24 protein-coding genes and 3 tRNA genes are annotated in these 25,017 nt (G+C 72.8%); 17 read left to right on the top strand and 10 right to left on the bottom strand.

Features of this window, described 5'->3' with window-relative positions; genetic code table 11:
• Window positions 1-43: 43 nt before the first annotated feature.
• Window positions 44-116: transfer RNA gene (locus ACZ7GJ_RS17150), tRNA-Gly, on the bottom strand.
• A gap of 180 nt (window positions 117-296) precedes the next feature.
• Between ACZ7GJ_RS17150 and ACZ7GJ_RS17145 the strand changes: the two genes are divergently transcribed.
• From ACZ7GJ_RS17145 to ACZ7GJ_RS17135, 3 genes are read left to right on the top strand one after another with little or no spacing between them, the layout of a single operon-like run.
• Window positions 297-1,364 (top strand): chorismate-binding protein, encoded by a 1,068-nt coding sequence (locus tag ACZ7GJ_RS17145; protein ID WP_470752444.1) that lies wholly within the window; start codon window positions 297-299, stop codon window positions 1,362-1,364.
• A complete protein-coding gene (locus ACZ7GJ_RS17140) occupies window positions 1,361-2,188 on the top strand; it encodes an aminotransferase class IV (protein WP_470752442.1) in 828 nt (275 codons plus the stop codon). Before ACZ7GJ_RS17145 ends, ACZ7GJ_RS17140 begins: the two co-directional genes overlap by 4 nt.
• Before the next feature lie 43 nt (window positions 2,189-2,231).
• A complete protein-coding gene (locus ACZ7GJ_RS17135) occupies window positions 2,232-3,056 on the top strand; it encodes a GNAT family N-acetyltransferase (RefSeq protein ID WP_470752441.1) in 825 nt (274 codons plus the stop codon).
• Between the two features lie 10 nt (window positions 3,057-3,066).
• On the opposite strand, the gene ACZ7GJ_RS17130 is transcribed toward ACZ7GJ_RS17135, so the two are convergent.
• Window positions 3,067-3,564: a DsbA family protein gene (locus ACZ7GJ_RS17130; protein WP_470752440.1), complete on the bottom strand. Its 498-nt coding sequence runs from the start codon at window positions 3,562-3,564 to the stop codon at window positions 3,067-3,069.
• Between the two features lie 175 nt (window positions 3,565-3,739).
• Here ACZ7GJ_RS17130 and ACZ7GJ_RS17125 point away from each other — a divergent pair, with 175 nt between their 5' ends.
• On the top strand, window positions 3,740-4,204 hold the full coding sequence (locus ACZ7GJ_RS17125; protein ID WP_470752438.1) for a hypothetical protein: 465 nt from the start codon (window positions 3,740-3,742) through the stop codon (window positions 4,202-4,204).
• A gap of 237 nt (window positions 4,205-4,441) precedes the next feature.
• On the opposite strand, the gene ACZ7GJ_RS17120 is transcribed toward ACZ7GJ_RS17125, so the two are convergent.
• Together ACZ7GJ_RS17120 and ACZ7GJ_RS17115 are read right to left on the bottom strand one after the other, a co-directional pair.
• Window positions 4,442-5,053 carry a CGNR zinc finger domain-containing protein gene (locus tag ACZ7GJ_RS17120; protein WP_470752436.1) on the bottom strand — a complete coding sequence of 204 codons (612 nt, stop codon included), beginning with the start codon at window positions 5,051-5,053 and terminating at the stop codon, window positions 4,442-4,444.
• A 216-nt stretch (window positions 5,054-5,269) separates the two neighbouring features.
• Complete coding sequence (locus ACZ7GJ_RS17115; protein WP_030011909.1) at window positions 5,270-5,683, bottom strand: SsgA family sporulation/cell division regulator; 414 nt, start codon at window positions 5,681-5,683, stop codon at window positions 5,270-5,272.
• A gap of 177 nt (window positions 5,684-5,860) precedes the next feature.
• On the opposite strand from ACZ7GJ_RS17115, the gene ACZ7GJ_RS17110 reads away from it, so the two are divergent.
• Both ACZ7GJ_RS17110 and ACZ7GJ_RS17105 read left to right on the top strand, forming a co-directional pair.
• A complete protein-coding gene (locus ACZ7GJ_RS17110; RefSeq protein WP_470752434.1) occupies window positions 5,861-6,322 on the top strand; it encodes a TIGR02611 family protein in 462 nt (153 codons plus the stop codon).
• A 54-nt stretch (window positions 6,323-6,376) separates the two neighbouring features.
• A tRNA-Val gene (locus tag ACZ7GJ_RS17105) sits at window positions 6,377-6,448 on the top strand.
• A 72-nt stretch (window positions 6,449-6,520) separates the two neighbouring features.
• Here the strand turns inward: ACZ7GJ_RS17105 and ACZ7GJ_RS17100 are convergent.
• Window positions 6,521-8,857, bottom strand: a complete 2,337-nt coding sequence (locus ACZ7GJ_RS17100) for an SCO7613 C-terminal domain-containing membrane protein (RefSeq protein ID WP_470752433.1) — start codon at window positions 8,855-8,857, stop codon at window positions 6,521-6,523.
• A 125-nt stretch (window positions 8,858-8,982) separates the two neighbouring features.
• Between ACZ7GJ_RS17100 and ACZ7GJ_RS17095 the strand changes: the two genes are divergently transcribed.
• Together ACZ7GJ_RS17095 and ACZ7GJ_RS17090 are read left to right on the top strand one after the other, a co-directional pair.
• Entirely contained in the window at window positions 8,983-9,477 is a 495-nt protein-coding gene (locus ACZ7GJ_RS17095) for an SRPBCC family protein (RefSeq protein ID WP_470752432.1), read from the top strand.
• A 38-nt stretch (window positions 9,478-9,515) separates the two neighbouring features.
• Window positions 9,516-9,587, top strand: a tRNA-Val gene (locus ACZ7GJ_RS17090).
• Window positions 9,588-9,660: 73 nt separating this feature from the next.
• Here ACZ7GJ_RS17090 and ACZ7GJ_RS17085 read toward each other — a convergent pair.
• On the bottom strand, window positions 9,661-10,386 hold the full coding sequence (locus ACZ7GJ_RS17085; RefSeq protein WP_470752431.1) for an exonuclease domain-containing protein: 726 nt from the start codon (window positions 10,384-10,386) through the stop codon (window positions 9,661-9,663).
• A gap of 220 nt (window positions 10,387-10,606) precedes the next feature.
• Here ACZ7GJ_RS17085 and ACZ7GJ_RS17080 point away from each other — a divergent pair, with 220 nt between their 5' ends.
• Both ACZ7GJ_RS17080 and ACZ7GJ_RS17075 read left to right on the top strand, forming a co-directional pair.
• Window positions 10,607-11,197 carry a DUF4365 domain-containing protein gene (locus ACZ7GJ_RS17080; RefSeq protein ID WP_470752430.1) on the top strand — a complete coding sequence of 197 codons (591 nt, stop codon included), beginning with the start codon at window positions 10,607-10,609 and terminating at the stop codon, window positions 11,195-11,197.
• Window positions 11,197-12,414, top strand: a complete 1,218-nt coding sequence (locus tag ACZ7GJ_RS17075; RefSeq protein ID WP_470752428.1) for a hypothetical protein — start codon at window positions 11,197-11,199, stop codon at window positions 12,412-12,414. Before ACZ7GJ_RS17080 ends, ACZ7GJ_RS17075 begins: the two co-directional genes overlap by 1 nt.
• Window positions 12,415-12,496: 82 nt before the next feature.
• Here the strand turns inward: ACZ7GJ_RS17075 and ACZ7GJ_RS17070 are convergent, their stop codons facing one another.
• Entirely contained in the window at window positions 12,497-12,964 is a 468-nt protein-coding gene (locus tag ACZ7GJ_RS17070; protein ID WP_470752425.1) for a GNAT family N-acetyltransferase, read from the bottom strand.
• A 168-nt stretch (window positions 12,965-13,132) separates the two neighbouring features.
• Here ACZ7GJ_RS17070 and thrS point away from each other — a divergent pair, with 168 nt between their 5' ends.
• Both thrS and ACZ7GJ_RS17060 read left to right on the top strand, forming a co-directional pair.
• On the top strand, window positions 13,133-15,109 hold the full coding sequence (thrS, locus tag ACZ7GJ_RS17065; RefSeq protein ID WP_470752422.1) for a threonine--tRNA ligase: 1,977 nt from the start codon (window positions 13,133-13,135) through the stop codon (window positions 15,107-15,109).
• 97 nt (window positions 15,110-15,206) lie between these two features.
• Complete coding sequence (locus tag ACZ7GJ_RS17060) at window positions 15,207-15,767, top strand: HIT family protein (RefSeq protein ID WP_470752420.1); 561 nt, start codon at window positions 15,207-15,209, stop codon at window positions 15,765-15,767.
• Window positions 15,768-15,841: 74 nt separating this feature from the next.
• Here ACZ7GJ_RS17060 and ACZ7GJ_RS17055 read toward each other — a convergent pair whose 3' ends face one another.
• From ACZ7GJ_RS17055 to ACZ7GJ_RS17045, 3 genes are all read right to left on the bottom strand, one after another.
• Window positions 15,842-16,243, bottom strand: coding sequence for a DnaJ family domain-containing protein (locus tag ACZ7GJ_RS17055; RefSeq protein ID WP_470752418.1), 402 nt, complete (start codon window positions 16,241-16,243; stop codon window positions 15,842-15,844).
• A 52-nt stretch (window positions 16,244-16,295) separates the two neighbouring features.
• Complete coding sequence (locus ACZ7GJ_RS17050; RefSeq protein WP_470752416.1) at window positions 16,296-17,963, bottom strand: hypothetical protein; 1,668 nt, start codon at window positions 17,961-17,963, stop codon at window positions 16,296-16,298.
• A 131-nt stretch (window positions 17,964-18,094) separates the two neighbouring features.
• Window positions 18,095-20,308: an elongation factor G-like protein EF-G2 gene (locus tag ACZ7GJ_RS17045; RefSeq protein ID WP_470752415.1), complete on the bottom strand. Its 2,214-nt coding sequence runs from the start codon at window positions 20,306-20,308 to the stop codon at window positions 18,095-18,097.
• Between the two features lie 256 nt (window positions 20,309-20,564).
• Between ACZ7GJ_RS17045 and pgsA the strand changes: the two genes are divergently transcribed.
• The 5 genes from pgsA (at window position 20,565) to pdxS (ending at window position 25,015) form a co-directional block, all read left to right on the top strand.
• Window positions 20,565-21,260: a phosphatidylinositol phosphate synthase gene (pgsA, locus tag ACZ7GJ_RS17040; RefSeq protein WP_470752412.1), complete on the top strand. Its 696-nt coding sequence runs from the start codon at window positions 20,565-20,567 to the stop codon at window positions 21,258-21,260.
• Window positions 21,260-22,171: a phosphatidylinositol mannoside acyltransferase gene (locus ACZ7GJ_RS17035; protein WP_470752410.1), complete on the top strand. Its 912-nt coding sequence runs from the start codon at window positions 21,260-21,262 to the stop codon at window positions 22,169-22,171. The genes pgsA and ACZ7GJ_RS17035 overlap by 1 nt, the downstream gene beginning before the upstream one ends.
• A complete protein-coding gene (locus tag ACZ7GJ_RS17030; RefSeq protein WP_470752408.1) occupies window positions 22,171-23,343 on the top strand; it encodes a glycosyltransferase family 4 protein in 1,173 nt (390 codons plus the stop codon). The genes ACZ7GJ_RS17035 and ACZ7GJ_RS17030 overlap by 1 nt, the downstream gene beginning before the upstream one ends.
• Window positions 23,344-23,430: 87 nt before the next feature.
• Window positions 23,431-23,973: a LemA family protein gene (locus tag ACZ7GJ_RS17025; protein ID WP_470752405.1), complete on the top strand. Its 543-nt coding sequence runs from the start codon at window positions 23,431-23,433 to the stop codon at window positions 23,971-23,973.
• Window positions 23,974-24,097: 124 nt separating this feature from the next.
• Window positions 24,098-25,015 (top strand): pyridoxal 5'-phosphate synthase lyase subunit PdxS, encoded by a 918-nt coding sequence (gene pdxS, locus ACZ7GJ_RS17020; protein ID WP_030010552.1) that lies wholly within the window; start codon window positions 24,098-24,100, stop codon window positions 25,013-25,015.
• Window positions 25,016-25,017 lie beyond the last annotated feature (2 nt).

Below are 25,017 nucleotides of genomic sequence, written 5' to 3'. Positions count from 1 at the left end.
ATGGAGCAAGAGCAGGGGTTCTCGGGAAGATCCCCCACCTCAGAGCGGACGACGAGACTCGAACTCGCGACATCCACCTTGGCAAGGTGGTGCTCTACCAACTGAGCTACGTCCGCAGGTCACCGTGTTCGCTCCGGGGTTTTTCCCCTTCGCTCCCTGGCGACGTGTTGAACTCTAGCGGATTCCCGGGCCAGCTCAAAAACGCGTTTCCGCAGCGTGCTGCCGCTCGATCACCGCCGGTCACCCGACCGTCACCTCCCCGGCGCCATCGCGTCACCGGTCATAGACTCGCAGCCGTGCACGACCTGCTTCCTCTGGCCCGCTTCGGCGGCCTTCTCGCGACCGACCTCCGAGACGTCACAAGCGACCCGGCGGCGCTGGACTCCTCCGGCTTCTGGGCGGTGACCGCCGACTTCGAAGGCCGGATGGTCTGCGCGCGCTTCGGGGACATACGCCCCGACCCGGTGCCCGCGCCCGTCCCCGGTGCCTGGCACGGCCCCGACGCCGACCAGTGGACCTCCTCCCTCGACCGGGCCGCGTACGTCGCCGGCGTACGCCGCATCCGCGAGCACATCGCGGCCGGCGAGGTCTACCAGGCCAACCTCTGCCGCGTGATGTCCGCGCCGCTGCCGGATCCCGCCGGAGCCGATGTCGACGCCCTCAGCGCGCTGCTGGCGCGGGGCAACCCGGCCCCGTATGCAGGAACGATTCGGCTTCCGGCCCACGGCGTCGAGGTCGCCTCCGCCTCCCCGGAGCTGTACCTGCGCCGCTCCGGCGGCCACGTCGAGTCCGGCCCCATCAAGGGCACCGGCCGCACCGTGGCCGACCTCCTGCCCAAGGACCACGCCGAGAACGTGATGATCGTGGACCTGGTGCGCAACGACCTCGGCCGGGTCTGCGCCACCGGCTCCGTCACCGTCCCCGAACTGTGCGCCGTCGAGGAGCACCCGGGCCTGGTCCACCTCGTCTCCACCGTCAGCGGGGAGCTGGCCGACGGCGTCGGCTGGCCCGAGCTGTTCTCCGCCACCTTCCCGCCCGGCTCCGTCACCGGTGCCCCCAAGAGCTCCGCGCTGCGGATCATCGAGGCCCTGGAGACCGTCCCGCGCGGCCCGTACTGCGGCGGCATCGGCTGGGTGGACGCCGACCGGGGCACCGCAGAGCTCGCCGTCGGCATCCGCACCTTCTGGATCGACCGGACGGCCCCCGGCGGCCCCCGGCTGCTCTTCGGCACCGGCGCCGGGATCACCTGGGGCTCCGACCCGGACCGCGAGTGGGCGGAGACCGAGTTGAAGGCAGCCCGGCTGCTGCGGGTAGCGTCTGGCGCGGCAGAGGCCCATGAGGGAAACGGGAGGGTCGTACGGTGAGGATCTGGCTCGACGGAGCACTGCGGGACGCCGACGATGCGAAGGTGTCCGTGTTCGACCACGGGCTGACCGTGGGGGACGGGGTCTTCGAGACGCTCAAGGCCGAAGACGGCACGGCCTTCGCGCTCACCCGCCACCTGGCGCGGCTGACGCGCTCGGCCCGCGGGCTCGGCCTGCCGGACCCCGACCTGGACGAGGTGCGCCGCGCCTGCGCGGCCGTCCTGGAGGCCAACCCGATACCGCTCGGCCGGCTGCGGGTGACCTACACCGGCGGAGTCTCGCCGCTCGGCTCCGACCGCGGCGACGCCGGCCCGACGCTGATCGTCGCCCTCGCCGGCGCCGTCCGCCGCCCGGACACCACCGCCGTCGTCACCGTCCCCTGGGTCCGCAACGAGCGCTCCGGCGTGACGGGCCTGAAGACCACCTCGTACGCCGAGAACGTCGTCGCCCTGGCCGCCGCACACCGCGCGGGTGCCTCCGAGGCGCTGTTCGCCAACACCGTCGGACGGCTCTGCGAGGGCACCGGCTCCAACGTGTTCGTCGTCCTCGACGGGGAGCTGCACACCCCGCCCGTCGCCTCCGGCTGCCTCGACGGCATCACCCGCACCCTCGTCGCCGAGTGGACCGGGGCCAAGGAGACCGACCTGCCCTTCGAGGCGCTGGAACAGGCCGAGGAGATCTTCCTGACCTCCTCGCTGCGCGATGTGCAGGCCGTCCACCGGCTCGACGGCCGCGAGCTCGCCGCCGCCCCCGGACCGGTCACGGCCGAGGCGATGCGGATCTTCGAGGCCCGCTCCGCCGCCGACCACGACCCCCGGGCCTGACACACCCTGTCGAAACGGCCGCGGGGCGGGTAGAACTCGACTGATGACCACCACCCTGCGGCCGGCCGGGCCGCTCCAGCAGAACGCCGACGGGGCACGCTCGCGCCCGTACGAGATCCGCGTCAACAGCAGGCGCGTCGGCGCCCTGCTGCTGGCCGCCGACACCCCCTTCGGGCCCACGGTCGGCGAGATCCGCGATCTGGCCGTCGAGGAACCCGACCGTGGGCGCGGGCGCGCCACGGTCGCCGCGCTCGCCGCCGAGGAGGTGCTGCGCGGCTGGGGCTGCCGCCGGATCCGCATCTCGGTACCGGCCGACTCGCCCGGTGGCCTGCGCCTGGCCGCCGCCCTGGGGTACGCCGAGTACAGCCGCAACATGGCCAAGGAGCTCCCGGCCGGGCCGCCCGCGCTCTCCGCCGGGGTCACCGGCCGCCCGATGAGCCCCGCCGAGTACGAGGCATGGATCGCCCGGGCGCGCGAGGCGTACGCCGCCGGCTGGGTCGCCCGCGGCATGTCGCGGGAGGCCGCGCAGGCGAAGTCCGCCGCCGACCACGCCACCCAGTTGCCGCGGGGGCTGGCCACTCCCGGGGTCACCCTCGCCGTGCTGGAGGCGGCCGGCGAGAGCGTCGGCCACCTGTGGGTGGCGCCGCTCGACGGGGGCTCGTACGTCTTCGACGTCCTCGTCGCCGAGGGGCACCGCGGCCGCGGGTACGGGCGCGACCTGATGCTCCTCGCGGAGCGCACCGCCCTGGCCGAGGGCCACCGGACCCTCGGGCTCCAGGTCTTCGCCGACAACACCCCGGCGCTGCGGCTCTACGAATCCCTCGGCTACCGGCCGACCAACTTCAACCAGGCCAAGGATCTGATCTAGTGCCGCAGTCCTAGCCGGCGGCCAGCAGCCGGTCCGCGATCTCCTCGATCCGGGCGCGCAGGCCCTCCTGGCTCTTGCCGCCGTCCAGCCGCTGGCCGTCGATCACGTAGGTCGGGGTGCCGGTGACGCCGATCGCCTTGCCCTCGGCCTGGTCGGCGTCCACGATCAGGATGTGCCGGCCGTCGATCAGCGCGGTGTCGAACTCCTCCGCGTCCAGGCCCAGTTCGCGTGCCACGTCCAGCAGGACCGGCTCGCCGCGCTCGCCGAGCTCCGCGGTACGGGCGAGCACGGCCTCCACGTACGGCCACGCCTGCCCCTGCTCCAGGGCCTCCTCGGCGGCCTGCGCCGCGGCGAAGGCGTGCTTGTGCTTCTCCAGCGGGAAGTGGCGCAGCCGGATGTCCAGCCGGTCGCCGTAGCGGGCGCGCAGGGCCCGTACGTCGTCCAGGGCGCTGTGGCAGTCCGGGCACTGGAGTTCGCACCAGACGTCGAGGATCACGGAATCGGTCATACGGACAGTCTCCCAGCCCCCGCGCCCCCGCACCGACCGGGACCTGGGGATGAGGGCGGACCCCGAGATCTCCCGGAGATCGGCGCCGGGACCGCCCGGGGCATGGCCGCTGCGGCGCCGACCGGTGCAGGATGGAGGGGACAGACCGCCCGATCCCGAACAGCCGGAGGACCGCATGCTTGCCGAGACCATCTGCTCCGCGGTGTCCGCGGCGGGCCTGGGCATCGCCGCGCTGACCGCCTACCGCAAGCGCTTCCTCGCCGCCACCCGGATCACGGCGTACGCACTGGTCCCCGTCGGCCTGGTGATGACCGGGGTCGTGAAGTGGCTGTCCGGCATCGTCTTCAAGCCGACCGTCTGGGTCGGCTTCGGGGTGCTCGCGCTGGCCTGGCTGCTCTTCATGACCACCCGCGCCATCGAGCGCCGGGGCCTGGGCAGGTCCGAGAAGGCCGACGGGGCCGACAAGCCGGTGCGGGCCGCCAAGGGCGGCGCCGGCCGCGAGGCCGTGGCCCCGACCGCCTCGGCCCCCTCGCTGGGCGCCGGCTCCCGCCCGCAGCCCGCCGCCAAGCAGAACGCCCCGGCAGCGCCGGCGGAGGACTTCTCCGACATCGAGGCGATTCTCAAGAAGCACGGCATCTGAAGAGAAGCGCGGCCTCCGAAGAGAAGCACGGCCTCCGAATCTCACGGAAACTGACGAAGTACCGCTCGGATCTTGGCGTGTTGGAGGGCGAACCGGGGTGCGCTGCGCCATCATCGCCCCGACATGCTCGAGACATCCCAGGGTGAGCCGACCGTTCCCGTGCCGGCCCCCGTCCCCGTCGCGCAGGAGCCGAGAGGCTGCCTCTTCGCGCTTTCCCAGCCGCCCCTGATGATCTTCCTAGGGGTGATCGGAACCCTGTTGCTGCTGGCCGCCGTGCACGACCTCTTCGTGCTCTGACTCGGCCTCCTTGCGACGGGCCCGGTACGCGGCCACGTGCAGCCGGTTCCCGCAGGTGCGGCTGTCGCAGTAGCGCCGCGAGCGGTTGCGGGACAGGTCGACGAAGGCGCGCCGGCAGTCGGGGGCCTCGCAGCGGCGCAGCCGCTCCTGCTCCCCGGAGACCACGATGAAGGCCAGCGCCATGCCGCCGTCGGCCGCCAGGTGGTCACCCACCGAGGCGCCGGGTGCGAAGTAGTGCACGTGCCAGTCGTAGCCGTCGTGGTCGGTCAGCTGCGGCGTGGTGCCGGCCGTGGCGACCAGCTCGTTGATCAGTACGGCCGCCGCGCGCGGATTGGGCGAGGCGAACACCTGGGCGAACTTCCCGCGGACCGTCCGTACGCCGGCGAGATCGCGGGCGCCGAGGTCGCCGACGTCGCTGATCGCGAACTCCTGGACGAAGCCGCGCAGCGCGCTCACGTCCGCCAGCTGGTCGGGCTGGTCCGTCTCGGCCGCGGTGTTCACCAGCGCGACGACGACGTCGAGCGCGCGACGGGTGTCGTGGGGGATCTGCACGGGGTCTCCCTCAGGGGCCGGGCCTGCGGCGACTGCCTGCTGCCGCCGCTGGGGGCCGACTCTAGCGGGTCCCTCCCCGGCGGGCCCGCGGCAAAGCGCACCGGCGCCGTCCCCGCGGGTGGCATCCGCGGGAACAGCGCCGGCACTGCCGTATGTGGTTGTCCGTCTCGCACCGTCGCCCCGAGTCGGACGGTGTCGAGCGGCTGTAGGCCTGGCTCAGCTTTCGGCCAGGATGTGTGAGAGCTCCTTGTCGAGGTCGAAGTGCCGGTGTTCGGTCCCGGGTGGGACCGCGGCGTCCGTCCGCTTGAGGAACGACTCGAGTGCTCGGGCAGGTGCTTCGAGCAGTGCTTCTCCCTCCGGTGAGCTCAGGGCGATGCAGACGACGCCCTGACCGTGGCTGCGGGACGGCCAGACGCGGACGTCGCCGGTACCGGTGGGCCGGTGGAGGCCCTCAGCGAGGAGGTCGCGGGCGAATACCCACTCGACCGTCTCCTCGGCGCCGGTGTGGAAGGTGGCGTGCACGGCGTAGGGGTCGGCCGTGTCATACCGCAGGCCCGCGGGTACAGGCAGTGAGGACTCGCTCGACACAACGAGGCGCAGGTGCAGCTCGCAGCTGACCGTGGTGTTCATAAGCGCCAGGGCCTTTCGCTCAGTGTGCGCTCGGGGATTCGCACGTCGGCGAAATCGACATGCCACCTACGGTGCCGTTGTAAACCCCTCTGACCGTTTTGCGGACCTCTGGGTCCCCCGGACGGCGGATCCAAACGCTCATTCACGTGTGCTTCCGGCTCGGGTAGATTCGGGAGCATGAACACGGGGAGTGACCGCGAGGCCAACGAGTCCGCGACCGAGGAATCCACTGCGCAGACCGCCGGCGAGCAGCCGGAGCAGGAGGCTGCGCACGTATCGAAGGCGCCCGCCTTCATCCAGGCCCGCCGCACCCTGCACCTGAGCTGGCAGGTCGGCGTCTTCATCGTCGGCCTCGTCGTCATCGGCGCCGGCGTGGCCATGCTGGTCCTGCCCGGTCCGGGCTGGGTCGCGATCTTCGCGGGTCTGGCGATCTGGGCCACCGAGTTCGCCTGGGCCCACCTCGTGCTGCGCTGGACCAAGCGCAAGGTCACCGAGGCGGCGCAGAAGGCGCTCGACCCGAAGGTCCGCCGCCGCAACATCATCCTGACCAGCGTCGGCCTCGTCATCGCGGGCGCGCTGATCGGCTTCTACCTGTGGAAGTACGGGCTCGTGCTGCCCTGGAACCTCAAGGACCAGTGACCGGCAGGTGGTCAAGGAGCACCGCTGACATGGGGTAATGTTTGCGGTGCGTCCGGGCGATTAGCTCAGTGGGAGAGCACTTCGTTCACACCGAAGGGGTCACTGGTTCGAACCCAGTATCGCCCACCCGGATCAAAGGCCCGGAGACTCGAAATCGAGTCTCCGGGCCTTTGTCGTTCCTCGGGCCCCTGTCGTTCCTCAGCCGAGCCGGCCCAGCGCGTCCCGCATCCGGCGGGCGTCGCGCAGCCGCTTCTCGTACGTCGCCCCCACCGCCAGCAGGAGCAGACCCGCCAGCGCCGGCGGGAGCCAGCGGGGGAGGGCGTCGACCACCTGGACCACGTACGGGGTCAGCTCGTGCACGGCCACCGCCGCCAGCGTCGCACCGCCCAGCACCAGCGGGGCCTGCAGGCGGCGCCGGGCGCCCTCCAGGGTCACCGCCAGCGCGGCCAGCCCCAGCAGCAGCGGGCGCGGCCAGTACGGGTCGCCCCACACCGCGAGCAGGCTCGGCAGCGCCGTCGCCGCCAGACCCGGGCCGTACGCCGTCCACGACGAGGCCCCGGAATCCTTGCGGCGCCGTACGAAGCCCACCGCGAGCGCCGCCGCGGTGACGGGCAGCGAGTACGCCTCCGGCACCCCGACCCCGGAAGCGGCCAGCCGCACCCAGGTCGCCGCGAGGAACAGGGCCCCGGCCGCCCAGCCCGCCGAGCGGCGCTCCGGCCGCACCGCCGCGCCCGCGCAGACCACCCCGGCCAGCGCCAGGACCAGCGCCAGCACCGGGGCGTCCCCGGCCGCCAGGGCCAGGGCGAGGACCCCGGCCGCGGCCGCCGAGGCCTCCGCCGGGACCCGTACCGCGCCCAGCCGGGGCCCCAGCGCCGCCACCGCGGCCGGGACCGCGAGCAGCGGCGGGGCCCACCACGCCACCGGCCCGCCGAGCACCGCGCCCAGCGCCACCAGCAGCCCCGCCGCGCAGGTGACGGCGAGCGCCGCGGCGCCGGACCTGGCCCACACCGCGCCGCGCCCGTACGCCGCTCCGGCGGCGCAGGCGGCCCCCAGGGCCCCCAGGACCGCGAAGGTGGCCACACGGCCGTCCAGGGCCGCCACGGACACGCTCACGGCCCCCAGCAGCGCGCACACCCCCGCCGCGATCCCGGGGACCCGGTCCGCCGCACCGGACCGCAGTGCCAGTGCCCCCGCCGCCACCGTCACCGCGAGCTGCGCCGTGAGCGCCGCGCCCGCCGGGGCCCCGAGCAGCAGCGGGGCCGGGAACAGCCCCGCCCAGCCCAGGGCCACCGCCGCGGCGCCCGGCTCCGGGCGCCGCGGCAGCACCCGGACCAGCCACCAGGCCACCGCGGCCGTCAGCAGCAGCGCCACCGAAGCCGCCGCCCCGAGCCGGTACGGGGCCGCGGACGGGGTCGTCGCCGCCCACACCTGCTCCAGCACCCGCAGCCGGGCCACCAGCACCGCCGCCACCCAGGCCAGGGCCCACACCACCGCCGGCGCGGCCGCCCCCGCACCCGCCCGGGCCAGGCCGCGCCGCACCGCCTCCGGGAGCGCGGACGCCCGTACGGCCCCCAGCACCACCAGCGCCACCAGCAGGTGCGCCACCACCGTCCAGCCCGTGTCCAGCGCGGGCCGCGCCAGGCCGCCCAGCGCGGCCACCGCCGCCAGACCGCCCGCCGTCGCGGCCGCCCAGGCACCCGGAACCCGCCAGGCCACCGCCACCCCCAGCGCGGCCACCGCGCCCAGCAGCACCGAAGGGGCCAGAGCGTGCCCGACGGAGGTCGCGATCACCGACTCCGAGAGCCCGGTCAGCGCCGCCCCCGCACCGAGCACCGCCGCGGCCGCCCACGCCAGGCGCGCCCACGCCCGGCCCCCGGCGGCCAGAGCCGCATCCAGCGCGGCCGTCGCCAGCAGCGCCCAGCCGACCCACACCGGACCCGCCGTCGAGGCCAGCACGGCCAGCGGGATCGGGAGCTGCGCCGTCAGCAGCGCCGCCGGCACCGGCAGCCGCAGCCCGGGCAGCGCCCGCCCGTACCCGGCCCACACCGCGGCGAGCACGGCCGCCGCACCCGCCGCGTACGCCGTGGCATCGGCGCCGGGCATCGCGACCACGTACAGCGCGTAGGCGTCCAGCACGGTCAGCAGCAGCCCGACGGCCGCCACCGACTCGGCGGTCGAACGCAGCGTGCGGCGCAGCAGGAGCACGGGCGCGCCCAGCGCAGCCCCCGTCACCGCGGCGAGCACGGCCGAGCGCCCGGCGATGCCGAGGGAGCCCCAGCTGACCAGGGTGAACGCCAGCGCGGCGACGGCCAGCAGCACGGCGCCCAGGGCCAGCAGCACGTTCTGCGCACTGGGCGCCGAGGCCTCCTTGGCCGGCCCGGGCGCGCCCGGGGGAGCCCAGAGCGGAGCGGGCCCGCTCAGCAGCCACTGCCGGCGGCCGAGCAAATAGATCCGGCGGGCGTCGAGTTGGGCCAGCTCGCGGTCGATGAGGGCCAACTCTTCGGCCGGCGGCAGGGGCGGCGGGGGTGTTTCCATGGTTCGCAGTGTGGTGCCCGTCACGCTTCCGGGACATGGGTGCGCGTACTCATCTCACGTAGTGAGTACGCACGGAAAGGCGGGAGTCCGGGGTGCGCGGCCGCCCCGCGCGGCAGACTGGAGCCATGGACCGGACCCCCTGGGACCGCTGGACCCGCTACCGCTTCCGCAGCGTGTGGGACCTCGACGCCCCGGCCGCCCGGGTCTACGCCGTACTGGAACGCCCCGAGGACTACCCCTGCTGGTGGCCGCAGGTCCGCGCGGTCGGCGCCGCCGGGCCGGCAGGCGGGGACAGCGGCAGCGGCAGGGCCCTGATCCGCTCCGCCCTCCCCTTCACCCTGCACGTGACGGCCACCGAACTGCTCCGCGACCCCACCCGCGGTGTCCTGGAAGTGGCCCTGCACGGCGATCTCGACGGCTGGGCCCGCTGGACGGTCCGACCGCGCGGCGGGAGCCGCACCCGCGCGCTCTACGAGGAGGAGGTCGAGGTGCGCAGGCCCCTGATGCGGTGGCTCGCGCTGCCGGGGCGGCCGGTGTTCAGGCTCAACCACGCCCTGATGATGCGGGCCGGGCGGCGCGGACTCGCAGCCCGTCTGGGGGCCGGGCCGCAGGCGGTTTGAACGAGCACCGAGCCTTCTGTATTGTTCAGTCCGTTCCCGGGCGATTAGCTCAGCGGGAGAGCACTTCGTTCACACCGAAGGGGTCACTGGTTCGATCCCAGTATCGCCCACCGGGACAGGCCGGTCCGTCTGCTGACGGACCGGCCTTCCGCATTTCACACCCCTTGTGCCGTTCCCGCCGTTTCACGCGGCCGCCGTCAGCCCCGGCCGCAGCGGCCAGTGCGGATCCACCGGCTCCGGCGTGCCCTGCCGCGCGAACCAGGCCTGGAGCCCGCGCGCCTGGGCCGCGTGCCACACCGCCTGCAGCGTGTGCAGTTCGCCCGGCGTCAGCCGCTCCAGCCGCGCCGCGAACCGCCGCCCCACCGCCCGTACGAGCTCCAGCGAGGCCAGCGCGTCCGCCGCCGCGTCGTGCGCGGCCTCCAGCTCTATCCCGTAGTGCGCGCACAGGTCCGTCAGCGTCCGGCGGCCCTTGCGGTACCGGTCCAGATGCTTGTCCAGCACCCGCGGATCCAGCACCGTCAGCGGCCGGTTCTCCAGGTACCGGGCCAGCGACGACGCCCGGTGGCGGCGCAACTCCCGGTCCAGCAGGGTCAGGTCGAACGGCGCGTTCATCACCACCACCGGCCGGCCGGCGACCTGCTGCTCGCCGAGCGCACGGGCTATCTCCTCCACCACCGGCGCGGGCCAACGCCCGTTGCGCTGGAGGTGCTCATCGGTCAGACCGTGCACCTCGGTTGCCCCCGGGGGCACCGGGATGCCGGGATTGACCAGCCAGCGCGTGGCGCGGACCCGGCCGCCCGCGCACTCCTGCACGATGAGCGCGGCGGACACGATCCGGTCCTCCTCCACGTCCACCCCGGTCGTCTCGGTGTCGAATGCGGCCAGCGGGCCCTCGTACCAGCGTGTCATGGCGAACTCCTCGTCCCCGGTCGGCAGATGGGTGCACCCGGGCGCCGCCGCCTCGGAACGTGCCGCCCTGCCCGAATCCGTGATACCCGGGCTGTTTGCCCCGTACGCCGTTTGCGGGCACCCGGGTGCGGAGACAACTTCCCTGGGGGGCCGCACACATGACCGGTCATCACCCCGCCCACCACCCACGGCAGAGCCCGGAAGGCATGGGGAGCCGGCCATGGCGCTCACGCAGCCCGAACCGGGCGGGGTGCCGGCGCTGCAGATCGATCCGCGGACCGCCGCGCGGACCGGACCGCTGCGCGGCACACTCGCCACCACCGCCTGTATGGAGACCCTCCAGGTGGGATACCTGCACGCCGTCGCGGCCGCGGCCGGCTGCTCCCTGTCCCAGCCCTTTCCGGACAACGGCATCGACTGGCACGTCAGCCACGGTGCGCCCGAGCACCTCGTCGACGACGAGGTGACCATCAAGGTGCAGCTGAAGGCGACCTACCAGGTACCGCCCAGACCGGCCGGGGCCACCTTCGGCTTCACCCTCGACAACGAGCACCTGGTGAAGCTGGCCCGCACGCCGGTCGCCGTCCACAAGATCCTCGTCGTGATGCTCGTACCGCGTGAGCGCGAACAGTGGATCGGCGCCGGGCACGACCGGCTCGACCTGCGGCACTGCTGCTACTGGACCAATCTCGCCGGGCACCCCGTGACCGGCCGGCGCCGGACCACCGTACGGATACCCACCGCGCGGATCTTCGACGACCGGGCGCTGTGCGAGATCATGACCCGGGTCGGGTCGGGAGGGACACCTTGATGAACTGGCACTCACCGCACCTGGAGCCGCTGTCGTCCCCGGAGTTCAGCTCGGGGACGCCCGATCCCGCGCAGGTCGACCCGGCGGTGCTGGGCGCACTGCTGCGCCGGCACGGATGGCTGCGGCGCGGCGGGGCCGCCGGGCGGTACGGGCGCTGGACCCCGCCCGCCACCCAGCCGGCCGGCGGCGGCACCAGCCTGCTCGTCCCCGAGAGCCGTACCTTCCCCGACTGCGCCGACCTGCTGGAGGAGGCCCTGACCGCGCTCTCGCGCAGCGCGCTGCCGTCCGCGCGGGAAGTGCTGTACGGGCTGAGCGTGCCGAGCGACGAGGTCCGCTGGGAGCGGCAGGTACCCGAAGGGGCGTACGGCCTCCAGGGCGAGGCCGACTGGACGGTGCAGGAGCAGCTGCGCTCGGCCGCCCGGCAGCTGCTCCTGGCGGGGGCCCTCGCGGACCGGGCCCGGGCCGGGTACTACGGGGCGCGCCACCGCGGGCAGGCCGAGCGGGCGCTGGACGGGGTCCTGGTGGGGCCCGCTCCGGGCGGGCGGCGGCTGAGCGCGTACGTGCCGGTGGACGGGGGGCGCGGGACCGTGACCCGGCTGCACCACGCGCTGCACGCCGCCCGTGAGGCGGTGGACTACCAGCGGGCCACGGGCGGCATGGAGGCCTTCGACGCGGCCGTGGAGGCCGGGGTCAGCCGGGAGCTGGCCGACGCGCTGATCGCGCTGGTCCGGGGCTCGGAGGGGGCCCGGGTCGCCCTGGCCTGGGCCCCGGCGGCCGGGGTCCCGGCGGGCTGCGCGGCCCGCCCCGAGCCGGTGGAGTTCTCTCCTGGGGACCTGCCGGTGCTGCGGGAGGCCGCCGCCCGGTACACGAAGGCCGAGCCGGCGGTGGCGGTGCGCGTGGCGGGGGCGGTGGTCCGGATGCGGCGGTCCGCGCCGGGCGGCGGGGGCACGGTCCGGCTGCGGGTGCTGGCCGGCGCGGAGATCCCGTACGTCCGGGCGGTGCTCGACGAGGAGGCGTACCGGGTGGCGGGGCACGCGCACCTGGTGGGGCTGCCGATCCGGGTCAGCGGCCGGCTCCAGCGGCGGGGCGGTTTCCGCCGCCTCACCGACGCCACCGGCGTGAGCCCGGTGCCGCTGGACGAGGTCGAGCGGGACCGGCTGATGAAGTCGCTGGACGACGCCTTCGATCCGGCGGACGTACTGCCGTCCGACGACTAGGGGGTGTCTGACGGGCGTCGCGACGCCGCGGACATCCGTCAGACACCCCCTTGGTGCCGTCCGACGCGGCGCTGGTGCCGCGTCAGCCCCGGATGGCGAAGGAAGCCATCCGCAGGCCCGGGACGGGGGAGAAGTCCGCGCCGCGGGTGAAGCCGAGGCCTTCGTAGAGGGTCACCGCGGGGGAGTTGTCCGCACCCGTGGTGACCGTCACGCAGCGGTCCGGGAAGGCCTCGGACAGCAGGTGGCGCATCAGCAGCGAGCCGACGCCCCGGCGGAACCAGGCCGGGTCCACGCAGAGCCGGTCGACGGACACGGAGCCGTCGGCCACGGCCTTCCAGGCGAGGAACCCGGCGATGTCGCCCCCGGCCGACACGGCCCCGAGCCACGCCAGCGGCCGCTCCCGCATCTGCGCGAGGCTCTCGCGCTGGGCCGGTATCCCGAAACCGATCAGCTCCGCCTCCACCGCGTACGCGGCCCGGCCGATCCGGTGCACGGCCGCGGCGGTGGCCTCGTCGGCAAGGTCCAGGGGTCGGACGAGCACGCTCGGCATGGGGGGCCTTTCGCAAGCAGGGTCGAAACGGCCACGCTACCCGCGCCCGGGGCCTCCCGGACGGTCCGGACGGTCCGGGCGGTAACCGTTTCGCGGCGCGGCCACTCCGCTCGGTACGATTCAGGCGCGCGGCGTTCGCCCGCGCACCCCCTGAGTCAGGAGAGACCGGTGTCAGACGTCCGTGTGATCATCCAACGCGATTCCGAGCGGGACGAGCGCGTGGTGGCCACGGGCACTACGGCAGCGGAGCTCTTCGCCGGCGAGCGCACCATCGTCGCCGCGCGCATCGCGGGTGAGCTGAAGGACCTCAGCTACGAGGTGCAGGACGGCGAGACCGTCGAGCCGGTGGAGATCTCCTCCGAGGACGGCCTGAACATCCTGCGCCACTCGACCGCGCACGTCATGGCGCAGGCCGTGCAGGAGCTCTTCCCCGAGGCCAAGCTGGGCATCGGCCCGCCGGTCCGGGACGGCTTCTACTACGACTTCGACGTCGCGAAGCCCTTCACCCCCGAGGACCTCAAGGTCATCGAGAAGAAGATGCAGGAGATCCAGAAGCGCGGGCAGAAGTTCGCCCGCCGCGTGGTCTCCGACGAGGCGGCCCGCGAGGAGCTCGCCGACGAGCCGTACAAGCTGGAGCTCATCGGCATCAAGGGCTCCGCGTCGACCGACGACGGCGCGAACGTCGAGGTGGGCGGCGGCGAGCTGACCATCTACGACAACCTGGACGCCAAGACCGGCGACCTGTGCTGGAAGGACCTCTGCCGAGGCCCCCACCTGCCCACCACCCGCAACATCCCGGCGTTCAAGCTGATGCGCAACGCCGCCGCCTACTGGCGCGGCAGCGAGAAGAACCCGATGCTCCAGCGCATCTACGGCACCGCGTGGCCGTCGAAGGAGGAGCTGAAGGCCCACCTCGACTTCCTCGCCGAGGCCGAGAAGCGCGACCACCGCAAGCTCGGCAACGAGCTCGACCTCTTCTCCGTCCCGGACGAGATCGGTTCCGGCCTCGCCGTCTTCCACCCGCGCGGCGGCATCATCCGCCGGACCATGGAGGACTACTCGCGCCGCCGGCACGAGGAGGAGGGCTACGAGTTCGTCTACTCCCCGCACGCCACCAAGGGCGCCCTCTTCGAGAAGAGCGGCCACCTGGACTGGTACGCGGAGGGCATGTACCCCCCCATGCAGCTCGACGGTGGTACCGACTACTACCTCAAGCCCATGAACTGCCCGATGCACAACCTGATCTTCGACGCGCGCGGCCGCTCCTACCGCGAACTGCCGCTGCGCCTCTTCGAGTTCGGCACCGTGTACCGGTACGAGAAGTCCGGCGTCGTGCACGGCCTGACCCGCGCCCGGGGCTTCACCCAGGACGACGCGCACATCTACTGCACCCGTGAGCAGATGGCGGAGGAGCTCGACCGCACGCTCACCTTCGTGCTGAACCTGCTGCGCGACTACGGTCTGACCGACTTCTACCTGGAGCTGTCCACCAAGGACCCCGAGAAGTTCGTCGGCTCGGACGAGGTCTGGGAGGAGGCCACCGCCGTCCTCCAGCAGGTCGCCGAGAAGCAGGGCCTCCCGCTGACCCCCGACCCGGGCGGCGCGGCCTTCTACGGCCCGAAGATCTCGGTGCAGGCGCGCGACGCCATCGGCCGTACCTGGCAGATGTCGACCGTGCAGCTCGACTTCAACCTGCCGGAGCGCTTCAACCTGGAGTACACCGCGCCGGACGGCTCGCGCCAGCGGCCGGTCATGATCCACCGCGCGCTGTTCGGCTCGATCGAGCGGTTCTTCGCCGTACTGCTGGAGCACTACGCGGGTGCCATGCCGCCGTGGCTGGCCCCGGTCCAGGCGGTCGGCATCCCGATCGGCGACGGGCACGTCGAGTACCTCCAGGAGTTCGCCGCCGAGGCGAAGAAGCAGGGTCTGCGGGTCGAGGTGGACGCCTCCTCCGACCGCATGCAGAAGAAGATCCGCAACCACCAGAAGCTCAAGGTGCCGTTCATGATCATCGTTGGTGACGAGGACATGGCCGCGGGCACCGTCTCCTTCCGCTACCGCGACGGTTCGCAGGAGAACGGCATCCCCAAGGGCGAGGCGCTGGCGAAGCTGGCCAAGGTCGTTGCGGACCGCGTCCAGGTCTGACCCTCCCCAAGACTCCGTCCGGGGGGGACCCCCGGGAGCAGGCCCCCGGAAGCGATCACTTTCCGGGGGCCTTCCTCGTTCGTCCAGGCGAGGTCATATGCTGCATGGCATGACGATTGAGCCGGAGCGGCAGAACGGTGTGGGCACCCACGACGGGTTCCAGCGGCTGTGGACCCCTCACCGGATGGCCTACATCCAGGGCGAGAACAAGCCGACCGGCCCGGAGGCCGGAGACGGCTGTCCCTTCTGCGGGATTCCGGAGATGTCCGACCAGGACGGGCTGATCGTGGCGCGGGGCAAGCACGTGTTCGCCGTGCTGAACCTCTACCCGTACAACGGCGGCCACCTGATGGTCGTCCCGTACCGGCACGTCGCCGACTACACCGAGCTGGACGGGCTGGAGACGGCCGAGCTCGCGGACCTCACCAAGCGGGCCATGGTCGCGCTGCGCAAGGCGTCCGGGGCGCACGGCTTCAACATCGGCATGAACCAGGGCAGCGCCGCTGGAGCCGGCATCGCCGCGCACCTGCACCAGCACATCGTCCCCCGCTGGGGCGGCGACACGAACTTCATGCCGGTCGTCGGGCACACCAAGGTGCTGCCGCAACTGCTCGCGGACACCCGCCAGATGCTGGCCGACGCCTGGCCCGTCGGCTGAGGCCGTGAGTCGTGAGCCGCGACGGAAGAAGGACCGCCCCCGGCGCACTGTGCCGGGGGCGGTCCTTCTTCCTGTCACTGCGCGCGTTGCTCGTGCCAGGTCCGCAGTTCGTCCTCCACGTCGAACTCGGTGAGGTTCAGCGGCGGTCCCGGCGGCGGCATGCGCAGGGCCGCGCGGATCTTCTCGTTGACCTCGGTGAGGATCTCCCGCACCTGGCGTTCGGAACGTGCCGCGCGGGCCGCCTCCAGGGCGTCCTCGGCCTCCTTGCGCAGGGCGAGCGCCGGAGGGAGCGAGGAGAAGCCCTCCCGGTGCATCTTCCCCTTGATCCACCACAGCTCGTCGTACGGGGCGTCGAGGGAGGCCAGCGGCTTGCCGAAGCCCGGCAGGCTCTCGAACTCGCCGCGGTCCGCGGACTCCCTGATCTGGCGGTCCACCCAGGACTCGACATCGACGCCGGGCGGTTTGCGCTCGGTCATGTTCCCTCCTCGGGGCTCACAGGGCTCACTTCAGCCTACCCAGGCGCCCTGACTACGCGTCGTACACGTCGGCCTTGCGCGGACCCGGCTCCTGAATGAGGCCGCTCATGATCGAGGAGCGGTTGGTGAAGCGCTCGGTGTCGACGCCGTTGTCCTCCAGCACCTTGAAGGTGGCGGCGTGCACCGCACGCAGGACCGGGGCCACGGTGCGCAGGGCGTCGTCCGCCATGAACCGGTGGCGCCACATCGAACCGGCCCACACGTGCCGCAGGCCGAAGGGCTCGGGCAGGACCAGCTTGCCGCCGAAGAAGTCGAGGATCGGCGGGAACCAGGTCAGCGGGGCCCGCACCGCGAGGCGCACGACCTCTCCGGTGTCCACCAGCGGCAGCGGCCGCTCCACGGTCTCCCAGAAGCGGACGCTCTTGGGCACCTCCACCACCGGGGCCTTGGACTTCGTCGTGAACAGGCCGTGTACGGGGCCCAGGGCGTGCGCGGTGACGTCCACCCGCAGCGTCTTGTAGAGCACGGTGACGGTGACAAGCATGTTGATGACGAGCTGGCCGTCCCAGAGCGGGTACTGGATGCCGAGGTAGTGCCGGTTGCCGGCGCTGAACTGCTGCTCGTTGCAGATCCGGGTGATCTCGTGCGGCTTGATCAGGAAGTTGTCGGTGTTCTCGCCCGTGGGACGGGCCACCTCGGCGGCGCCCTCGCCGACCGGGGTGACGATCCAGTGCTGGATGCCGGCCGTCGGGAAGCCGCCGGTGTGCAGCGGGCCGCGCTCCAGCAGGCGCAGCTGGGTGTCGATCGCGCGTATGACGTCCCAGCTGCGGAAGGGGTGGATCTCGGCGCCGTCGGTCCTGGGCACGAGTTCCTCGGCCATCTGCCAGCTGCCCCAGCGGGTGCCCATGCCGAGGATGCCCTTGGGGCCGGCGTAGAAGACGTGGTTGCTGCGGTCCTCCGCGGTCAGCTTGGCGAGCTGGTGGCGCAGGTCCTCGCGGGCCTTCTCGTCGGGGTTGCCGGGCACCGCGTCGGGGATCTTGGCGGCGACCCCGTTGCCCGCGAGCAGCCCGTCCCAGCGTGAGCGCAGGTCCTCGGCGGTGCGCTCGCAGAGCCGCCGGGCCAGCGCCCAGCCGACGGCCGGGGCGATGATCATGCCGCGTACGTAGATGCCGAGGAAGCCGGTCAGGGGCAGCCGGAACATCAGGACGGCGACCACGACGGCGACGCCGACCAGGACCAGGGTGCCGATCCAGGAGGCGCGCTTGCCCTCGCCGGAGGACAGCGTCTTGCGGAGCTGGAACAGGCCGAGCCACAGCAGCAGGCCGGGCAGGAAGAGCACCCCGCAGACCAGCATGATCAGCCGGAGCCTGCTGTCGCGCTCCTTGCGGATGCGGGAGGCGGCCAGGCAGTGCTCGACGACGGTCTGCGGGTCGGCGCCGAAGGACTGGATGAGCGGCTTGCGGCCCGAGCCCAGCGTGCGGGCCTCGACGGCGCGGCAGAAGGCCTCGCCCAGGCTGGGCTCGAAGAGGGATATCTTGCCCGCCTTGATCGAGGCGGGGTGGTTCTCGCTGTTGGCGCCGAGGATCGCTGCCAGCTTGGTGTCCGTTCCGCCGTCGCGGTACGCGGCCGACGCCAGGGCATTGGTCGCCGCGGTCTGCCCGCCGCCCCCCTGGAGAGGAATCTGCGCCCCGGGACTGAAGTCGAATCCGTCGTCCGCCACCGCTGCCCCCATCGCTGTGCGTTCGTGCTCTTTGTCGCGCCGACGAGCCTATCGGCGGATCTCCCCCCATGGTCATGGGACAGGGAAATGCCGCCCACCGCAAGCGGGTTGGGTGGGCGGCCGACATGATGCTATGTCAGTTGCTTTCCCTTCTCTTCCTGTTCGCGCACCTTGTCCGCGATCTGCGGTGGCATCGGTTCGTGGCGGGCGTACGCCCGGCTGAACAGTCCGGTGCCGTGCGACACGGAGCGCAGCTCGACCGCGTACCGGCCGATCTCGATCTCGGGGATCTCGGCGCGCACCCGGGTGCGGCCGGGGCCGGCCGGGTCGGAGCCCACGACACGGCCGCGGCGGCCGGCCAGGTCGCTCATGACGGGGCCGACGTACTCGTCGGGTACGAGGACGGACAGCTCGGCGACCGGTTCGAGGAGGTGGATGGCCGCCTCGGCGGCGGCTTCGCGCAGGGCGAGGGCGCCGGCGGTCTGGAAGGCGGCGTCGGAGGAGTCCACCGAGTGCGCCTTCCCGTCGCGCAGGGTGATGCGCACGTCGACCAGGGGGTAGCCGGCGGCGACCCCGCGGGCGGCCTGGGTGCGTACGCCCTTCTCGACGGACGGGATGAACTGGCGCGGGACGGCTCCGCCGACGACCTTGTCGACGAACTCGATGCCGCTGCCGGGCGGCAGGGGCTCGACGTCGATCTCGCAGATGGCGAACTGGCCGTGGCCGCCGGACTGCTTGACGTGCCGGCCGCGCCCGGTGGCCTTGGCGCCGAAGGTCTCGCGCAGGCTCACCTTGTGCGGGACGGCGTCGACCTGGACCCCGTAGCGGGTGCGCAGCCGTTCGAGGGCGAGGTCCTGGTGGGCTTCGCCCAGGCACCACAGGACGACCTGGTGGGTGTGCTGGTTCTGTTCGAGGCGCATCGTGGGGTCCTCGGCGACGAGGCGGGCCAGGCCCTGGGAGAGCTTGTCCTCGTCGGCCTTGCTGTGCGCCTCGATGGCGAGCGGGAGCAGCGGGTCGGGCATGGACCAGGCCTCCATCAGGAGGGGCCGGTCCTTGGCGGAGAGGGTGTCGCCGGTCTCGGCGCGGGTGAGTTTGGCCACGCAGGCCAGGTCGCCGGCGATGCACCGGTCGAGGGCACGCTGCTGTTTGCCGAAGGGGGAGGTGAGGGTGCCGATGCGCTCGTCGACATCGTGGTCCTCGTGGCCGCGGTCGGCGAGGCCGTGCCCGCTGACGTGGACGGTCTCGTCGGGGCGCAGGGTCCCGGAGAAGACGCGGACGAGGGAGACGCGGCCGACGTAGGGGTCGGAGGAGGTCTTGACGACCTCGGCGACGAGGGGGCCGTCCGGGTCGCAGGTGACGGCGGGGCGTTCGGCGCCGTCGGGGGTGGTGACGGCGACGGCGGCGCGCTCCAGGGGGGTGGGGAAGCCGCCGGTGATCAGTTCCAGGAGTTCCACGGTGCCGAGGCCCTGGCGGGCGCCGTCGGCGGCGGGGGCGGCCATCAGGACGGGGTGGAAGGTGCCGCGGGCGACGGCCCGCTCCAGATCGTCGACGAGCGTCTTGAGGTCGATGTCCTCGCCGCCGAGGTAGCGGTCCATGAGGGTCTCGTCCTCGCTCTCGGCGATGATCCCCTCGATCAGGCGGGCACGGGCCTCGGTGATCAGGGCCAGCTCGGCCGGGTCCGGGTCGCGTTCCACGCGTTCGCCGGAGGTGTAGTCGTAGACGCGCTGGGAGAGCAGGCCGAGGAGGCCGGCGACCGGTGTGTGGCCGTCCGGGCCGGTGGGGCCGTGCAGGGGCAGGTAGAGCGGCAGGACGGCGTCGGGGTCGTCGGCGCCGAAGGACTGGCTGCACACGCCGGCCATCTGGGCGTAGTCGGCGCGGGCGGCTTCCAGGTGGGTGACGACGATGGCGCGGGGCATGCCGACGGCGGCGCATTCGTCCCAGACCATGCGGGTGGCGCCGGAGAGCCCGTCGCCGTCCTCGGCTGCGGAGATGACGAAGAGGGCCGCGTCCGCGGCGCGCAGACCGGCTCTGAGGTCTCCGACGAAGTCGGCGTATCCGGGGGTGTCCAGGATGTTGATCTTGATTCCGGCCCATTCGACCGGGACGAGGGAGAGCTGTACGGAGCGCTGGCGCCGCTGCTCGATCTCGTCGTAGTCGGAGACGGTCGCGCCGTCCTCGACGCGCCCGGCGCGGTTGACGGCGCCGGAGGTCAGGGCCAGGGCCTCGACCAGGGTGGTTTTGCCGGATCCGCTGTGGCCGACCAGCACGACGTTGCGTACGGACGAGGGGCGGTCGGCCGTCAGTGCCCTGCCGGCGGCCCCGGCTTGGTGCGATGTGGCTCCCATGATGTTCGTGCCTCCCGGTCGTGACGGTGAGGAGGGAAGAAAAGGGGCTCTTCGAGCTTTGCACTGCCGTCACACTGCGTCCATACGTCGTACCCGGGGCGGTCCTGCGGACCGCTTGCGGCGGGCCCCGGCGTGAAGAACCGCTTGCGTGGCGCGAACCGGTGGGTGCGGGGCGCTGACCGGCCGGGGCGCTGGCTACGATGGGCCAGCCGGTGGCCGTGGTGGCCGTGCGGCCCAGCGACCCTCCGGGAAGGCCATGCTGAACAAGTACGCGCGTGCATTCTTCACGCGTGTTCTCACGCCATTCGCCGCTTTTCTGCTCCGGCGGGGGGTGAGTCCGGACGCGGTCACGCTGATCGGCACGGCCGGAGTGGTGGCGGGAGCACTGGTCTTCTTCCCCAGGGGAGAGTTCTTCTGGGGCACGATCACCATCACCCTCTTCGTCTTCTCCGACCTGGTGGACGGGAACATGGCCCGCCAGGCCGGCATCTCCAGCCGGTGGGGCGCGTTCCTCGACTCCACCCTCGACCGGGTGGCGGACGCGGCGATCTTCGGCGGGCTCGCGCTCTGGTACGCGGGCTCCGGGAACGACAACGTGCTGTGCGCGGTGGCGATCTTCTGCCTCGCCAGCGGCCAGGTGGTCTCGTACACGAAGGCGCGCGGCGAGTCGATCGGCCTGCCGGTGGCCGTCAACGGCCTCATCGAGCGGGCCGAGCGGCTGGTCATCTCGCTGGTCGCGGCCGGTCTGTCCGGGCTGGAGACCTTCGGGGTCCCCTCGTGGATCGGGGTCCTGCTGCCGATCGCCCTGTGGATCGTGGCGGCGGGCTCGCTCGTCACGCTGATCCAGCGGGTGGTGACCGTGCGCCGCGAGGCGGCGGAGGCCGACGCGGCGACCGCATCGGACGCGGCGGAGGCCCCCGATGAGGCCCCGGCCGAGGGCGGCGCGGCCTGATGGGCAAGGTGCAGGACAAGCTGGTCGACGGGCTGTACGGGCTCGGCTGGGCCGGGGTCAAGAAGCTGCCCGAGTCCACGGCCGTGGCCCTGGGGCAGCGGATCGCCGACTACGCGTGGAAGCGCCGCGGCAAGAGCGTGCTGCGGCTGGAGTCCAACCTGGCCCGGGTCGTGCCCCAGGCCGGGCCGGAGCGGCTGCGCGAGCTGTCCCGGGCGGGCATGCGCTCGTACATGCGGTACTGGATGGAGTCCTTCCGGCTCCCGACGATGGCCAAGGAACGTTTCGGCGTCGACGTCGAAATAAAGGACGACCACATCCTGCGCGAGGCCCTCGCCTCCGGGCGCGGTGTCGTCGTCGCCCTGCCGCACCTGGCCAACTGGGACCTCGCCGGGGCCTGGGCCACCACCCACATCGGCGTCCCGTTCACCACGGTCGCCGAGCGGCTCAAGCCCGAGACCCTCTACGACCGCTTCGTCGCCTACCGGGAGAGCCTGGGCATGGAGGTGCTGCCGCACAGCGGCGGCTCCGCCTTCGGCACCCTGGCGCGGCGGCTGCGCTCGGGCGGCCTGGTCTGCCTGGTCGCCGACCGCGACCTGTCGGCCTCCGGCGTAGAAGTGGACTTCTTCGGATCGGTCGCGCGGATGCCGGCCGGTCCGGCGCTGCTGGCCCAGCAGACCGGCGCCGTACTGCTGCCGGTCACGCTGTACTACGGCGACACCCCGAAGATGCACGGCCGGATCCACCCCGAGGTGGCGGTCCCGAAGACGGGTACCCGGGTGGAGAAGACGGCCGCCATGACGCAGGCCGTGGCCGACGCCTTCGCCTCGGGCATCGCCGAGCACCCGGAGGACTGGCACATGCTGCAGCGGCTGTGGCTGGACGATCTGACCGACCAGGGGGAGCGCCCGTAGTGAAGATCGGCATCGTGTGCCCGTACTCGTGGGACGTCCCGGGCGGCGTCCAGTTCCACATCCGTGACCTGGCGGAACACCTGATCCGCCTGGGCCACGAGGTGTCGGTGCTGGCTCCGGCGGACGACGAGACCCCGCTGCCGCCGTACGTGGTCTCGGCGGGACGGGCGGTGCCGGTGCCGTACAACGGGTCGGTGGCCCGGCTGAACTTCGGCTTCCTGTCGGCGGCCCGGGTGCGGCGGTGGCTGCACGACGGGGTCTTCGACGTGATCCACATCCACGAGCCGGCCTCGCCCTCGCTCGGGCTGCTGTCCTGCTGGGCGGCGCAGGGGCCGATCGTGGCGACGTTCCACACCTCGAACCCGCGCTCCCGGGCGATGATCGCGGCGTACCCGATCCTCCAGCCGGCGCTGGAGAAGATCAGCGCCCGGATCGCGGTGAGCGAGTACGCCCGTCGCACCCTGGTGGAACACCTCGGCGGCGACGCGGTGGTCATCCCCAACGGCGTCGACGTGGACTTCTTCGCCGAGGCCGAGCCCCGGCCCGAGTGGGGCGGGCAGACCCTCGGCTTCATCGGCCGCATCGACGAGCCCCGCAAGGGCCTGCCGGTGCTGATGGCGGCCTTCCCGAAGATCGTGGAGGCCTGCCCCGACGTACGCCTGCTGGTCGCCGGCCGCGGCGACGAGGAGGAGGCCGTGGCCTCCCTGCCCGCGGAGCTCCGCTCACGGGTCGAGTTCCTCGGCATGGTCTCGGACGAGGACAAGGCGCGGCTGCTGCGCAGCGTGGACGTGTACGTGGCCCCCAACACCGGCGGCGAGAGCTTCGGGATCATCCTGGTCGAGGCCCTGTCGGCGGGGGCGGCGGTGCTCGCCTCCGACCTCGACGCCTTCGCGCAGGTCCTGGACCAGGGCGCGGCGGGGGAGCTGTTCGCGAACGAGGACTCCGAATCCCTCGCAGCGGCCGCCGTGGCCCTGCTGCGCGACCCGGACCGGCGCGCGGAGCTCAGCGCGCGCGGTTCGGCGCACGTGCGCCGCTTCGACTGGTCGACCGTGGGCGCGGACATCCTGGCGGTGTACGAGACCGTGACGGACGGCGCGGCCGCGGTGGCCACCGACGAACGCGTCCCGCTCCGCACCCGCCTGGGCTTCTCGAAGGACGCTCCCGCCTCCTGACCGGCCCGCCACCGCCCGTGCGCACGGCCCGGGCGGCGCCAGGGCCGGTGGGGGCCGGGGCCCCCGGGAGCGGTAGGGTCGCCCAGCGTGATCGAAAACCTTGTCTGGATCGGCGTCGCGCTGGCCGTGGTCGGCGTCTACCTCAGCTGGACCGCCGGGCGGCTGGACCGGCTGCACTCGCGGATGGACGCCGCCCGCGCCGCGCTCGACGCGCAGCTCGTCCGGCGGGCCTCCGTGGTACTGGAGGTGGCCACCTCCGGGGTGCTGGACCCGGCGTCCTCGATCGTGCTGTACGAGGCCGCCCACGCGGCCCGGCAGGCCGAGGAGGAGCACCGCGAGGTCGCCGAGAGCGAGCTCAGCCAGGCCCTGCGCGCGGTGTTCGCCGACGCCGACCAGGTGGAGGTGCTCAAGGCGGCCCCCGGCGGGGCGGAGGCCACCGAGGAGCTGGCCGCGGCCGTGCGCCGGGTGCCCATGGCGCGCAGGTTCCACAACGACGCCGTACGGGCCGCCAGGGCCCTGCGCAGGCACCGCAAGGTGCGCTGGTTCCGGCTGGCCGGCCACGCCCCGTTCCCCCTGGCCTTCGAAATGGACGATGAGCCTCCGGCGGATCTCGCGGACCGCCCGGTCTGAGCCGTACAGACCACTCTTCGAACCCGAAGGAGCCACAGGCTGTCCATTGGCCCTTGCTGTGGACTGGTCGGTGGGGTTTCCTCGGCCGAGTAGTACCCGTCTTCCTTTCGAGTGAGGTCAACCAGTGAGCACGCTTCCCACCTCCCCCCAGTCCGCTGAGTCGGCCATCGGCACCTCCCGCGTCAAGCGCGGCATGGCCGAGCAGCTCAAGGGCGGCGTGATCATGGACGTGGTCAACGCCGAGCAGGCGAAGATCGCCGAGGACGCCGGCGCCGTGGCCGTCATGGCCCTGGAGCGGGTGCCCGCCGACATCCGCAAGGACGGCGGCGTCGCCCGCATGTCCGACCCGAACATGATCGAAGAGATCATCGAGGCCGTCTCGATCCCGGTCATGGCCAAGTCCCGCATCGGCCACTTCGTCGAGGCCCAGGTCCTGCAGTCCCTCGGTGTCGACTACATCGACGAGTCCGAGGTCCTGACCCCGGCCGACGAGGTCAACCACTCCGACAAGTGGGCGTTCACCACCCCCTTCGTCTGTGGCGCCACCAACCTGGGCGAGGCCCTGCGCCGCATCGCCGAGGGCGCGGCCATGATCCGCTCGAAGGGCGAGGCCGGCACCGGCAACGTCGTCGAGGCCGTCCGCCACCTGCGCCAGATCAAGAACGAGATCGCCCGCCTGCGCGGCTACGACAACAACGAGCTGTTCGCCGCCGCCAAGGAGCTGCGCGCCCCGTACGAGCTGGTCAAGGAAGTCGCCGAGCTCGGCAAGCTCCCGGTCGTGCTGTTCTCCGCCGGTGGCGTCGCCACCCCCGCCGACGCCGCGCTGATGCGCCAGCTCGGCGCCGAGGGCGTCTTCGTCGGCTCCGGCATCTTCAAGTCGGGCGACCCGGCCAAGCGCGCCGCCGCCATCGTGAAGGCCACCACCTTCTACGACGACCCGAAGATCATCGCGGACGCCTCCCGCAACCTGGGCGAGGCCATGGTCGGCATCAACTGCGACACCCTCCCCGAGTCCGAGCGCTACGCCAACCGCGGCTGGTAGTC

Source organism: Streptomyces sp. NPDC037242, from assembly GCF_055604165.1.
Note: the sequence above shows the minus strand (reverse complement) of the source record. Positions and strands in the feature narration are given on the sequence as shown.

Bases quoted from the DNA above. Each gene is read 5' to 3' on its own strand.
- ACZ7GJ_RS17035 (WP_470752410.1), top strand. From the start codon at position 21,260: ATGGGCAAGGTGCAGGACAAGCTGGTCGACGGGCTGTACGGGCTCGGC.
- ACZ7GJ_RS17110 (WP_470752434.1), top strand. From the start codon at position 5,861: ATGAACACGGGGAGTGACCGCGAGGCCAACGAGTCCGCGACCGAGGAA.
- ACZ7GJ_RS17100 (WP_470752433.1), bottom strand. From the start codon at position 8,857: ATGGAAACACCCCCGCCGCCCCTGCCGCCGGCCGAAGAGTTGGCCCTC.
- ACZ7GJ_RS17080 (WP_470752430.1), top strand. From the start codon at position 10,607: ATGGCGCTCACGCAGCCCGAACCGGGCGGGGTGCCGGCGCTGCAGATC.
- ACZ7GJ_RS17115 (WP_030011909.1), bottom strand. From the start codon at position 5,683: ATGAACACCACGGTCAGCTGCGAGCTGCACCTGCGCCTCGTTGTGTCG.
- ACZ7GJ_RS17075 (WP_470752428.1), top strand. From the start codon at position 11,197: ATGAACTGGCACTCACCGCACCTGGAGCCGCTGTCGTCCCCGGAGTTC.
- ACZ7GJ_RS17045 (WP_470752415.1), bottom strand. From the start codon at position 20,308: ATGGGAGCCACATCGCACCAAGCCGGGGCCGCCGGCAGGGCACTGACG.
- ACZ7GJ_RS17085 (WP_470752431.1), bottom strand. From the start codon at position 10,386: ATGACACGCTGGTACGAGGGCCCGCTGGCCGCATTCGACACCGAGACG.
- ACZ7GJ_RS17095 (WP_470752432.1), top strand. From the start codon at position 8,983: ATGGACCGGACCCCCTGGGACCGCTGGACCCGCTACCGCTTCCGCAGC.
- ACZ7GJ_RS17130 (WP_470752440.1), bottom strand. From the start codon at position 3,564: ATGACCGATTCCGTGATCCTCGACGTCTGGTGCGAACTCCAGTGCCCG.
- ACZ7GJ_RS17125 (WP_470752438.1), top strand. From the start codon at position 3,740: ATGCTTGCCGAGACCATCTGCTCCGCGGTGTCCGCGGCGGGCCTGGGC.
- ACZ7GJ_RS17055 (WP_470752418.1), bottom strand. From the start codon at position 16,243: ATGACCGAGCGCAAACCGCCCGGCGTCGATGTCGAGTCCTGGGTGGAC.
- ACZ7GJ_RS17135 (WP_470752441.1), top strand. From the start codon at position 2,232: ATGACCACCACCCTGCGGCCGGCCGGGCCGCTCCAGCAGAACGCCGAC.
- pgsA (WP_470752412.1), top strand. From the start codon at position 20,565: ATGCTGAACAAGTACGCGCGTGCATTCTTCACGCGTGTTCTCACGCCA.
- ACZ7GJ_RS17070 (WP_470752425.1), bottom strand. From the start codon at position 12,964: ATGCCGAGCGTGCTCGTCCGACCCCTGGACCTTGCCGACGAGGCCACC.
- ACZ7GJ_RS17060 (WP_470752420.1), top strand. From the start codon at position 15,207: ATGCTGCATGGCATGACGATTGAGCCGGAGCGGCAGAACGGTGTGGGC.